The 395-nt window shown below is 65.3% G+C and carries 1 protein-coding gene; it reads right to left on the reverse strand.

The genetic code is table 11. The annotated features are described in order from the left end of the window. The coding region (locus tag I6F36_RS39285) for an SDR family NAD(P)-dependent oxidoreductase (RefSeq protein WP_225173328.1) at nucleotides 1-287 on the reverse strand (287 nt) is incomplete at its 3' end. Nucleotides 288-395: the final 108 nt, after the last annotated feature.

Consider the following 395-nt stretch of genomic DNA (forward strand, 5'->3'; position numbering starts at 1 on the left):
ACATTGTTGTGCAGGATGTCGACAGTGCCCCAGCGCTGCTGTGCATCCGCCACCATCGCCTTGATCTCGGCGTTCTTGGTCACGTCAGCCTTGAAGGCTGCAGCAGTGCCGCCCTTCGCCGCGATCATGTCGACCGTCTCCTGCGCCGAGTCGAGATGGTGATCGACGCACAGCACCCTGGCGCCTTCGCGCGCGAAGGTGAGCGCGGTGGCGCGGCCGTTGCCGATGCCCTCGCCGGGGCTCTGGCCGGCGCCGACGACGATGGCGACACGATCCTGAAGGCGCATCCCGTTTCACTCCCGCTGTCGGACTCTTGTCCGTTGCCGCCACCGTTTCAAAGATGCGCCATGTCGGCAAGGGGGCTGAGAGGGGGCGGAGAATGCTGTGAGATATGC

It is taken from the genome of Bradyrhizobium sp. BRP19 (assembly GCF_020194195.1).
Classification (GTDB): Bacteria; Pseudomonadota; Alphaproteobacteria; order Rhizobiales; family Xanthobacteraceae; genus Bradyrhizobium; species Bradyrhizobium yuanmingense.